The 11,187-nt window shown below is 38.4% G+C and carries 10 protein-coding genes; 5 read left to right on the top strand and 5 right to left on the bottom strand.

What is annotated here, in order from left to right; translation table 11 throughout:
• Nucleotides 1-8 precede the first annotated feature (8 nt).
• The 3 genes from ACWPWK_RS07190 to ACWPWK_RS07180 all read right to left on the bottom strand — a co-directional run bounded on the left by ACWPWK_RS07190 (nt 9) and on the right by ACWPWK_RS07180 (nt 3,337).
• Nucleotides 9-872: a YjjW family glycine radical enzyme activase gene (locus tag ACWPWK_RS07190; RefSeq protein WP_109374388.1), complete on the bottom strand. Its 864-nt coding sequence runs from the start codon at nt 870-872 to the stop codon at nt 9-11.
• Entirely contained in the window at nt 844-2,385 is a 1,542-nt protein-coding gene (locus ACWPWK_RS07185; protein ID WP_109374387.1) for a YjjI family glycine radical enzyme, read from the bottom strand. The genes ACWPWK_RS07190 and ACWPWK_RS07185 overlap by 29 nt, the downstream gene beginning before the upstream one ends.
• Nucleotides 2,386-2,611: 226 nt before the next feature.
• Complete coding sequence (locus ACWPWK_RS07180) at nt 2,612-3,337, bottom strand: YtjB family periplasmic protein (protein ID WP_109374386.1); 726 nt, start codon at nt 3,335-3,337, stop codon at nt 2,612-2,614.
• A 110-nt stretch (nt 3,338-3,447) separates the two neighbouring features.
• Between ACWPWK_RS07180 and serB the strand changes: the two genes are divergently transcribed.
• The 4 genes from serB to ACWPWK_RS07160 all read left to right on the top strand — a co-directional run bounded on the left by serB (nt 3,448) and on the right by ACWPWK_RS07160 (nt 8,631).
• Nucleotides 3,448-4,425 (top strand): phosphoserine phosphatase, encoded by a 978-nt coding sequence (serB, locus tag ACWPWK_RS07175; RefSeq protein WP_109374385.1) that lies wholly within the window; start codon nt 3,448-3,450, stop codon nt 4,423-4,425.
• Nucleotides 4,426-4,463: 38 nt separating this feature from the next.
• Complete coding sequence (gene radA / locus ACWPWK_RS07170; protein ID WP_075672711.1) at nt 4,464-5,855, top strand: DNA repair protein RadA; 1,392 nt, start codon at nt 4,464-4,466, stop codon at nt 5,853-5,855.
• Between the two features lie 11 nt (nt 5,856-5,866).
• Nucleotides 5,867-7,111, top strand: coding sequence for a multifunctional transcriptional regulator/nicotinamide-nucleotide adenylyltransferase/ribosylnicotinamide kinase NadR (nadR, locus tag ACWPWK_RS07165; RefSeq protein ID WP_109374384.1), 1,245 nt, complete (start codon nt 5,867-5,869; stop codon nt 7,109-7,111).
• Nucleotides 7,112-7,491: 380 nt separating this feature from the next.
• On the top strand, nt 7,492-8,631 hold the full coding sequence (locus ACWPWK_RS07160; RefSeq protein WP_109374383.1) for an ElyC/SanA/YdcF family protein: 1,140 nt from the start codon (nt 7,492-7,494) through the stop codon (nt 8,629-8,631).
• Between the two features lie 83 nt (nt 8,632-8,714).
• Here ACWPWK_RS07160 and ACWPWK_RS07155 read toward each other — a convergent pair whose 3' ends face one another.
• Together ACWPWK_RS07155 and ACWPWK_RS07150 are read right to left on the bottom strand one after the other, a co-directional pair.
• Nucleotides 8,715-9,065, bottom strand: coding sequence for a hypothetical protein (locus ACWPWK_RS07155; protein WP_109374382.1), 351 nt, complete (start codon nt 9,063-9,065; stop codon nt 8,715-8,717).
• Between the two features lie 14 nt (nt 9,066-9,079).
• Nucleotides 9,080-9,349: a hypothetical protein gene (locus ACWPWK_RS07150; RefSeq protein WP_109374381.1), complete on the bottom strand. Its 270-nt coding sequence runs from the start codon at nt 9,347-9,349 to the stop codon at nt 9,080-9,082.
• Nucleotides 9,350-9,580: 231 nt separating this feature from the next.
• Here ACWPWK_RS07150 and ACWPWK_RS07145 point away from each other — a divergent pair, with 231 nt between their 5' ends.
• Nucleotides 9,581-11,140 (top strand): alpha/beta hydrolase-fold protein, encoded by a 1,560-nt coding sequence (locus ACWPWK_RS07145; protein WP_244185088.1) that lies wholly within the window; start codon nt 9,581-9,583, stop codon nt 11,138-11,140.
• The last annotated feature ends 47 nt before the right edge of the window (nt 11,141-11,187 follow it).

Raw genomic sequence — 11,187 nt, 5'->3', positions numbered from 1 at the left:
TCTTATTATTAATATATTTCTGGGATTTTAATATTGAATATATGTCTTTTATTTAGTTCTTTACTTAATAAATCAATATGTTGTTTTTGTGCTGGTATCCATTTACTTGCTTCACCATATACACCATGTTGATGAAAAGCATTAATTCTGACTAATACTGATTCACCAAGCGAATTAATAAACTGGGAAAGCAATTCTATATTTTCTAAATAGTCTGTTTTTTCTGGGATATATAAAAGGCGTAATTCTGTAAGTAAATTATTATTAGCTAACCATTTGATTGATTCTTTAATACGCTGATTACTACGACCGGTTAAATTAATATGTACCTTTTCATTCCAGCTTTTTAAATCGATCATTGCGCCCTCCATATAAGGGGCTATTTTTTGCCAACCATTAATAGAAAGTGTGCCATTACTGTCGATTAAACAGGTGAGATGTTTAAGATCGGGGGCTTCTTTGACTGTTTTAAAATAATTAATTAAAAAAGGAAGTTGTAATGTCGATTCACCGCCACTGACAGTAATGCCATTAATAAAAGCAGCATATTTACGTGTGATCGCTATTAATTCATCGACTGTATAAGTTAATGTCATCGGGCTTGATTGACGGGGACATTGCTGAATACAGGTGTCGCATTGTTCACAACTGGCACTGTTCCAACTTATAACACCATTTTGTAATGAAAGTGCTTGTTGTGGGCAAGTCGGAATACAGTCGCCACAATTGTCACAGATCCCCATTGTGTAGGGATTGTGGCAATTTTTACAGCGCAGATTACACCCTTGTAGGAAGATGGCTAGGCGATTGCCAGGGCCATCGACACAAGAGAAGGGCAGTATCTTATTTATTGAAACGCATCTGCTGTTCATGGCTGATCACACGCGGTTTACGTTCAGTAATATGACAATTTGCAGTAGCTTCATCACCTAACCAAGTGGTATTTAGGCGAGAGCCTTCTTCTTTGTACTTTTTCAAATCAGATAAACGCACCATATAACCTGTAACACGCACTAAATCATTACCGCCGACGTTAGCTGTAAATTCACGTAATCCTGAAGAAAACGCACCTAAACACAGTTGCATTAATGCATCAGGGTTTTGTTTGATAGTTTCATCAACAGTTAAAATATCGCTGATCCCGGAGGTGTAAAACTGATGGTGAGGCGCAACGGTCATTAAATGGGTAACAGGATCAGGCTCTGTACCATAAGGAATACGCGTTGCAGGAGTGGTGCCAATATCGGAGCTAATACCAGATTGTGCATGTAGCATGGCACGCTGTTTCCAGCCATATTTCACAGGGGTATCCGCGACAAATTGTGCTAATTTTTCACTGATAATATAGCTGAGTTTATTTGCTGATTCGTTATCGCCATAAGCGACTTGTTTGCCTTCTTTTTCAAGTAAAAGCGCAACAGCTTCTGCCATGCCGTAAATACCAAACATTGGCGCAAAACGATCAGGTGAGATCAAACCTTCTTCTACTAAGAAACTCTGTTCAAAGAAATTGGATTTTTCATAGAGAAATTCGCAACGGGCATCAATGATCTCGATTTGTTTTTGCATATAAAATGGCAAGACATTTTCAAGAAAATCGTGGCTACTTTGGCTACGTTTTGCAACTTCTTTAAGGTTAATCCGTACTAAAGTGCTACCACCACCACTTTGAGGTAAAGAGTTATAACAACTCACAATACCGTATTCATCTTTACCAAATACGGCATCTTGTAAAATACCGTTGGCAATATGGGGTTTACTGCTATGGCAAATATTGGTGATAGCTTGATGCAATAGGTCAGAAGGCGTCGAATTCGCATCATAAATAAAGGTGAGATTAGGCGCGACTTGTTGAAGCTCGACATCTACTTTAAGAATTAAGCGTGTGATGATGGAGTCTTCAGGGCCGATATTCGCATGCATAAATGCATCAGGCAGTGTTCTATCAAGATAACGCCAGAAACGTTTTAATTTAGGGTAAAGCTGTTCTTCGGTCAGTTCACCCACATAAGGTAATAAGATTTTATCAATGCGTCCTAAATAAACAGGCATAGACGTGACAGAAGGAACATGATGATAAAGGATTGTCAGCATGTTTAGTGCATCATCAAAATCTTGCGCAGGTTCAAGTTCTAAATAGCGAGAGCCTTGTGCTAAAAACTTCGCATAATCTGGTAAGACATAACGAGGTTTATAAGGAGCATGACCTTCATACATATCGCAGATAACCCGTTCATCAAGTGCTTTAGCCGCATCATTAGGCAATGAAGGATAAGGCAACATATTTTCAGCTTCTAACGCGAGAAAATGACGTTTTTGTTCAGGAGAAAGGGTTGGATTTTCTACGATTTGTTGACAATGTTGGATAACAGATTGTTCAGTCATAACCACCTCAGCACTCAAAGAGCCAGAAAAAGATTTAAAACTTATCTTTTTAGATTAATGAATTGGCTAAGGTTTACTGTGATTTTAAACAAATCCCTTTTAAAGATTAAGGGAATAGCACGAAAATACGCATAAATTAGATATATCTAAATTTAGTTTGTATTGGCTAAAAAGTGAGTTCAGCTCATCACTCAACTCACTTTTTATTTTTTAATCGGATAAGAGTTTATGCTTTATTTGAGCTATTTTCGGTGTCGTTATCTCTCTCTTTGACATTATTTTCTTCTCCTTCTTCTTCACTTTCTTTTTCTTCAATATCATCTTTTTCAGTGCGAGGCGGTAAATTGGCCGTTAATAAATACGGCGATTGTTGCCAATGAACAGGTGTCAATTGGAGAAGGTTATGAGAAAGCAAAAAGCCAATGGCAAGTGCGACCAATAACATCACACGTAATAAATTCGTGGTGTTATCCACTTGGCTAGATTCAGTGACAAGCTGATGAGTATCCAGTGTGAGCCTTAAAAATCCTTTGGGTTTATCTTTACCCGGCACAGGCACAACAAGCTGGTGATTAAACGAGCCCCCACTTTTTTGCCCTTCTAGTGCTAATCGCTCTTTAACCGTGACATTTTCACCACTATGCGCTATTTGTGTGCCATCTTCTAAATAAAGGCTGGCATCAAGTACCCGACTATCATGAGTTAGATGATTTAAATTAGCCATAATGAGGGGATTTACGTTATCTTTGCTACTGTCATCTATATAAGTGGATAAAGAGAACGCAACTTGTTCTGCCAGCGTTTTTGCAAGCTCTTCAAACTGAGTAATACGGGCATGCTGATTAGCACGGCTAAAATAAGACGCGCCTTGCATAAGAAATGCCAATAGTGCGATACAAATCAGTATAATCGCCGTTTTTTGGAGTTTGAATTTTAGTTTGTCTTTAAGCATGTTCATCCTTTTGCGTAAGCAAGTATGTGCATGTTGCCAGATGAGCCAGAGATAGAATAGGCTGAATAACGATTATTTTGTTCAGGCAGGGGAAAAACAGGAGAATAAGTATGTCAAATAGTCTGACCTATTGCTATTTACCGGATGAGATCCGTAAATGGCCAGGTCTGCCGTTATCACTTAGTGGTGAAGAAGTGATGCCACTGGATTATCGTGCGGGTGATAGCGGATGGTTACTTTATGGACGTGAACTTGATAAGAAAAGAATAAGTGAGTTCCAACATAAATTAGGCGTGGCAATCGTGGTGGTTTCTTCATGGCGCATTGACGATTACCAAGTGGTACGTATCGCAGGTAGTCTAACTCGTCGAATTCGCCGTTTATCTGATGAATGTGGCCTAGATGTCGTTCCTCTAGGTGAAATTCCTCGCTTACGTTCTCCGGGACTTTTAGTGATGGATATGGATTCAACGGCGATTCAAATTGAATGTATTGACGAAATAGCCAAACTTGCTGGCGTGGGCGATAAAGTTGCAGAGATAACAGAACGTGCCATGCAAGGGGAAATGGATTTTAGTGAAAGCTTAAAGTTGCGTGTTGCTGAACTGAAAGGCGCGGATGCATCTATTTTGCAAAAAGTGATGGATGATTTGCCTCTTATGCCAGGATTAACCAGCTTAGTGCGTAAACTTCAGGCGATGGATTGGCATATTGCTATTGCGTCAGGTGGCTTTACTTATTTTGCGGATAATTTAAAACAAAAATTACGCTTAGTGTCTGCTGTTGCTAATCATCTTGAAATTAAAGATGGCAAGTTGACAGGTAAAGTCAAAGGCACGATTGTTGATGCGAAGTACAAAGCACAAGTGTTAGCGCGTTTAGCGAAAGATTTAGAGATCCCAATGGAGCAAACCATTGCCATTGGTGATGGGGCAAACGATCTTAAAATGTTGAGAAAAGCAGGGCTTGGTATTGCTTATCATGCAAAACCTAAAGTGTATGCTCAAGCAAAAGTCGCTATTCGTCACGCCGACCTAATGGGTGTATTGTGCGTTTTAAGTGGTGGTCTAAAACACGAAGAGCGTTAAGCGCGTTTTTCTAAAATTGTTATTGTTGGGAGAGAAGTGTGGCAAAAGCAGCAAAAAGAGCCTTTGTATGTAATGAATGTGGTGCAGATTATCCTCGTTGGCAAGGGCAATGCTCTGCTTGTCATGCGTGGAATACAATTACAGAAGTGCGCCTTGCTGCCGCCCCTTCTTCCCGTAATGAGCGCTTTAGTGGATTTGCGGGTGATGCAAAAGGCGTTAGCCGAGTTCAAAAGCTCTCTGAAATTAGCCTTGAAGCCTTACCGCGTTTCTCAACGGGCTTTAAAGAGTTTGATCGCGTATTAGGTGGTGGTGTAGTCCCTGGAAGTGCCATTTTAATCGGGGGAAGCCCGGGCGCGGGTAAGAGTACCTTATTGCTACAAACCATGTGTCGTTTAGCAACGGAAATGAAAACGCTATATGTTACAGGTGAAGAGTCACTCCAACAGGTAGCTATGCGTGCACATCGATTAGGTTTACCGACAGCAGAGCTAAATATGTTGTCAGAAACTAGCATTGAGCAAATTTGTTTAATTGCCTCACAAGAACAACCTAAATTAATGGTGATTGACTCTATTCAAGTGATGCATATGGCAGATATTCAATCTTCACCGGGTAGTGTTGCTCAAGTGCGAGAAACCGCTGCTTATCTAACTCGTTTTGCTAAAACCAATGATGTTGCCATTATCATGGTGGGTCATGTGACAAAAGATGGCACATTGGCAGGGCCTAAAGTATTAGAACACTGTATTGACTGTTCTGTGATGCTAGATGGTGAAACGGATTCTCGTTTTCGTACCTTACGCAGTCATAAAAACCGTTTCGGCGCCGTTAATGAGTTAGGCGTTTTTGCGATGACAGAGCAAGGATTACGAGAAGTGAGCAATCCATCTGCTATCTTTTTAAGTCGAGGTGATGAAATCACATCAGGTAGCTCTGTCATGGTCGTGTGGGAAGGTACAAGACCTTTGCTGGTGGAGATACAAGCCTTAGTTGACCACTCTATGTTGTCCAATCCTCGCCGTGTTGCAGTGGGATTAGAGCAAAATAGATTAGCTATTTTGCTTGCTGTATTACATCGTCATGGTGGATTGCAGATGTCTGATCAAGATGTCTTTGTCAATGTGGTTGGTGGGGTAAAAGTCACAGAAACCAGTGCAGATTTAGCCTTGTTATTATCATTAGTATCCAGTTTTCGTAATCGTCCTTTACCTCGTGATTTAGTGATATTTGGCGAAGTCGGACTTGCAGGTGAAATTCGACCAGTCCCTAGCGGGCAAGAGCGTATTGCAGAAGCAGCAAAACATGGATTTAAACGAGCGATTGTACCTAGTGCGAATATGCCGAAAAAAAATCCCCCTGATATGAAAGTGTATGGTGTGAAAAAGCTGTCAGATGCGTTATCTGTCCTCGATGATTTAGAAGACTTCTAAAGGAGTGAAATATGGGACCTTTTGATTATATCAAACAGGCTATCAGAAAAAATGGTTATACTTTACAACAAGTTGCTGATGAAAGTGATATGACAAAAGGCTATCTTAGCCAATTGATTAATAATAAAATCAAAAGTCCCAGCGCTCAAAAGATGTCGGCTTTACACCAATTTTTAGGGTTAGAATATCCCGTAAAAAAGAAAACAATTGGTGTTATTTTTGGTAAGTTTTATCCGCTTCATACGGGGCATATTTATTTAATTCAACGTGCTTGCAGCCAAGTGGATGAATTACATGTCATTTTATGTCATGACGAGCCTCGTGATAAAAATCTATTTATCAACAGTGCAATGTCACAACAGCCAACGGTGAGTGATAGATTGCGTTGGTTATTACAAACCTTTAAATATCAAAAAAATATTCGTATTCATGAGTTTGACGAGCACGGTATAGAGCCACAACCCCATGGCTGGGAAATGTGGAGTGAAGGGATCAAAATGTTTTTGCGAGAAAAGCAGATAACCCCTGATTTTATCTATACCAGCGAACGAGAAGATGCGGATCAATATAATGCTTTCTTGGGGATTGAAACGGTTTTGATTGATCCTGAACGTTCATTTATGAATATCAGTGGCAGTCAAATTCGCCAAGCACCATTTAAATATTGGGAATATATTCCAACGGAAGTAAAACCCTTCTTTGTGCGCACAGTAGCGATTTTAGGAGGTGAATCCAGCGGAAAATCCACGTTAGTGAATAAGCTTGCCAATATTTTCAATACAACCAGCGCATGGGAATATGGTCGTGATTATGTGTTTTCTCACCTTGGTGGGGATGAAATGGCCTTACAATATTCCGACTACGATAAAATTGCATTAGGACATGCTCAATATATTGATTTTGCTGTTAAATATGCAAATAAAGTGGCGTTTGTTGATACGGATTTTGTCACCACACAAGCATTTTGTTTACGTTATGAAGGTAAAGAGCATCCCTTTGTTCAAGCGCTGATTGATGAATACCGTTTTGATTTGGTTATCTTGCTAGAAAACAATACGCCGTGGGTAGCAGATGGCTTGCGTAGTTTAGGCAGTGATAAAGAGAGACGTTATTTCCAAACCTTACTGATGGAAATGCTCGATAAAAATAATATTGAATATATTAAAGTTAATTCCCCTGATTATGACGAACGCTTCTTAAGTTGCGTTGAATTAGTGAGAGAATTATTGATGATGCAATCAAAGCATATTGAATAGTATAAAGATTAAAAACGCCATTAGTGGCGTTTTTAAATTGAAGAATAAAAAATAATTACTCAATTTTAAACTTCTCTCTTCCCTCTAAAGAATAGATCGTTTGTATTCTTTATCACTGATGACCTATCAGAACAAAATCACTTACCAAAAGATAAAAATACATAAAAAAATCTGTCAAATAAGCTATCTACGTAATAATGCTATTTTTTTCAATAAGGTGAAAAAGATTACTGAAAATTAATGCAGGGATCTCTATTATAGATAGCAGGTATAGATTTATCAGTGTGTATTTCTTTTGCCATTAGGTGTGGGGAGTCACACTCTCTATCTTCATTCGCTCAGGTGAAGAAGCAGACTATTTTTCGTAAAAGGACAAGATAATGGCGCAACCTTCCCGTGTTTCACTTCATATCAAGAAAACAGTCATTTCGTTGGCGATCGCTGCTTTAGGTTTTACCGTCTCATCAAATGCATTGGCTTACCAAAAAGTTCATCAACCAGATAATAGCTATCAACAGTATGTCTCTCAGCGCCAAACGGTTGATAGTTTGATCCAAGATGCATTAGATGCTTTTAAGTCACCAGCGCGTGTCTCTGATGCTGGCTTTACGGGAAAACTGCCATCAAATATGGAAATTGTGGCGCAAAAACTGCAACAAGCTTATAAGTTAGAGCCTTATCGCCTCGATTTATTATTTAGTACCGCTAGTGCTTATATCTATAACAATGATGTTTCTCGCGCAATTACGATTTATAAACAGATTTTAGAAGCGGCTCCTGATGATATTGATGCGCTAATTTATGTTACTTCATGGACTCGTTTTGAAGGTAAAGATAAAGAGAGTGAAGCGTATTTCAATAAATTGAAATCATTAAATCCAGCAAAAGCAGAAGAAATTAGTCGTTTCTTTGCACAAATTGATCGCGTTAGCAAAATGCCGTTAAGCGATAAATTAACGCCTGCTGATTTAGCGAAACTGAAAAAAACCAAAGATAATAATGCGATTGTGACATTGGGTTATGCGTTAAATCCTGATGGCACTATGAATAAGATTTTAATTGAGCGCTTAAATAAAACTTTAGAAGTAGCTAAGCAATTGCCAGAAGCAATGATTGTTGTGACAGGAGGTGTACCTAAAGCGCACCAAACTGAAGGTAAGTTAATGGCAGATTGGCTGGTGAAAAATGGGATTGCACCAGAACGTATTTTCCAAGAGAACTATGCGCGTACAACTGTCGAAAATGCATTATTTAGCCGTTATGCTTTAACCAAACATCGTATTAAAACGGCCGTAATTATTAGCTCTGGTAGCCATGTTCGTCGTGCTGATGCTATTTTCACTATCGCAAGTTGGCAAAGTGGCCCAAGTGACATTTCTTACTTAACGGTTGTAGCTCCTGATAAGCCATTAGCTGAATTACAAAAAGCCAGCAAATCAGATATACAGGGCATTTATCGTGACGGTTTAAAAGCGCTAGGATTATGGAGTTTCCGCAGCTATCCGCTAGAAGAGCGTTGATGGGAGCGTTTTAACGTTAATTAACTTAGAAAGAAAGTCTCCTCAATAACAAAAATGATTGAGGAGATTTTTATCATTTTTCATCATTTTTTCACTATTAAACAACGATAAAGCATTCCTTCAATATCTTGTTTTTTACTTATAAAAAGTAATATATTGACCGTATTATTTTCTTCATTGAATTCATATAAACAACGAAACTGACTGTTTACATCAATATGTTCACGAATAGCGATCCCTTTATCTGCCAACATTGCATTATAACGATAACGGGTAGGATCTTGAGAAATAGCATCAATAGCTGAGTCAAAAAGTTGATCTATAAATACAGCAGCGGTTTCACTGTTATTGGTGCAACTGAGTTTAAATGATTCCGCATCTTTTAATGACCATAGAGCCGTCTCTGATACTCTAATGTTTACAGTTTTTTTCAAAAGCACCTCTAATATTAAGTTCGAGATCCACGTAGTTTTCTTTTGACATCTTCAGGAGACATAATTTGCTCATTTGCTATATCTTCTTTCGCTATCATTACCAATTTCAATAGAGCATTTGATTGACGCTCTTTTTCTCTTTCTTGTAACTCCAGTTGTCTTTCTTCGGCTGTTTGTACAAAAAGCTCCGCTTGACCATTTTTTGTAATATAAACACCACCTTGAAATAATTCTGGATTACCAAGTCCTTCTCGAGCTAGTTTTTGCGACATCGTTATAGACATAATAATTACCTTCATTTAATTGCTATTCATATGCAAGATAGACATAAATAGCGAACTCCTATAATTATTGACTTTATCTTGCTATCACATAGGGAGTGATAATGATTATTTTATTATTTTTCGCTGGGGTATCAAATTTATTATAAATTTGTACACACTTAATTTTTATTGAATTGATAACAATTATCATTACTATTGTTTCTCACAATAGTTTATAACGAGAATAATAAAGTGAGAATTCCTCTGATGATATGTGCATTAATGGCATCTTTCCCTAGTTTTTCCAATTGCTTAACCGTAACTGAAGGCAAAGAAATAACAGGTCAGTTTGATAACAACAATGCGCTGTGTTTTACCACGTATTTAGAGAGTCAACGTTATGCCGAACTGAATGTGAAAGGGGTACAAAATCTACGATTAGAAACCCAAAATGGCACACATATCCGTAGCTTATTAAAAGATGTTCCTGCGGATGGGCAACAAAAAGTACGCTTTTTATTACCTGAAACTACGAGTTATCAATTAATTGCACAAGGTGAGGTGGGAAAACCGTGGCAATTCACACTGATAACACAGCCTTATCAGCCTTTAGATAAAGATGCGGGAATTGCACCTATTAGCCCTCGTTTACAAATACTTGCTCATCAATTGAATCAACAAAATATTCAGGCATTTTGGCAACAAGTACGTCACGAAGGTGCACCCCTTATTGAGCCTTATGATAAGGATAAAAAGTTAGTGACTTTTTTATGGCAAGGTGCAAAAAAGAATGTCTATTTATTGGGATCACCCGATGGTAATCATGATCCATTAACCCATTTAGCCAATAGTGATATTTGGTATCGTAGCTATATCGTACCTAACGATACATTAATGCAATATAAATTAGCACCTGATGTGCCTATCATTGAAAATGCAGAGCCATTCGAACAGCGTCGCGCTATTTTAACCACAGCACAGGCAGATCCGCTGAATTCTCAAGATTCACCAAGCAAATCTGAGGATATTTATAATCACTTTTCTTTATTATCGTTAGATAGTCAACGTGAATGCCAATTGCCTGATATTCTTGATAGAAAAATGAAAGGCAACACAGAAATTGTGCGTTTTCACAGTCAGATCTTAAATAACGATCGTGAAATAGCGCTTTACCAGCCTGCTAAAAAAATGGAAGTACCTCGACTCTTAGTGTTATTTGATGGTCAAACTTATCGTCGCCAATATGGTATTGATCGGTTTTTTGATAAACAGATCGAAGAAGGGAAATTGGCACCGATGATGATCTTATTTGTTGATAGTATTGATAGTGATCGTCGTAGTGTTGAGTTACCACCAAATCCTGATTTTTACCGTTTCTTGGCAGATGAACTCTTTGTTTGGTTAGAAAAAGAGAAAGGTATTCACGTATCAGGAGAAGAAACCATTGTGGCGGGTTCGAGTTATGGAGGATTAGCGTCTTCATGGGTGGCATTTAATCGTCCTGATCGCTTTGGTAAAGTGCTGAGTATGTCAGGCTCTTATTGGTGGGCGCCTGAAAATGAAGAGCCTGAATGGCTTATTCGACAATTTGAGCAAGCAGATAAAAAACCATTACAGTTTTTCTTAGAGGCTGGGTTATTTGAAAACCGTGGTGATAAAGGGGGGATTTTAAATAATAATCGCCATCTTAAACTGGTTTTAGAACAAAAAGGTTACCCAGTTCAATCGCTAGAAATGGCAAGTGGGCATGATTATATCTCTTGGTGTGAAACGCTATATCTCGGTGCGAAAGCATTAACTAAAGAACATTAATATTGATAATGACAGAAGCTTATGAGTGATGATAAACGGCATAAGCT

This window comes from Proteus sp. Marseille-Q3619, from assembly GCF_965283115.1.
Note: the sequence above shows the minus strand (reverse complement) of the source record. Positions and strands in the feature narration are given on the sequence as shown.

What these genes read in the sequence shown, in the direction of transcription:
- ACWPWK_RS07190 (WP_109374388.1), bottom strand. Translation starts at nt 872, where the DNA reads ATGAACAGCAGATGCGTTTCAATAAATAAGATACTGCCCTTCTCTTGT.
- ACWPWK_RS07185 (WP_109374387.1), bottom strand. Translation starts at nt 2,385, where the DNA reads ATGACTGAACAATCTGTTATCCAACATTGTCAACAAATCGTAGAAAAT.
- ACWPWK_RS07180 (WP_109374386.1), bottom strand. Translation starts at nt 3,337, where the DNA reads ATGCTTAAAGACAAACTAAAATTCAAACTCCAAAAAACGGCGATTATA.
- serB (WP_109374385.1), top strand. Translation starts at nt 3,448, where the DNA reads ATGTCAAATAGTCTGACCTATTGCTATTTACCGGATGAGATCCGTAAA.
- nadR (WP_109374384.1), top strand. Translation starts at nt 5,867, where the DNA reads ATGGGACCTTTTGATTATATCAAACAGGCTATCAGAAAAAATGGTTAT.
- ACWPWK_RS07160 (WP_109374383.1), top strand. Translation starts at nt 7,492, where the DNA reads ATGGCGCAACCTTCCCGTGTTTCACTTCATATCAAGAAAACAGTCATT.
- ACWPWK_RS07150 (WP_109374381.1), bottom strand. Translation starts at nt 9,349, where the DNA reads ATGTCTATAACGATGTCGCAAAAACTAGCTCGAGAAGGACTTGGTAAT.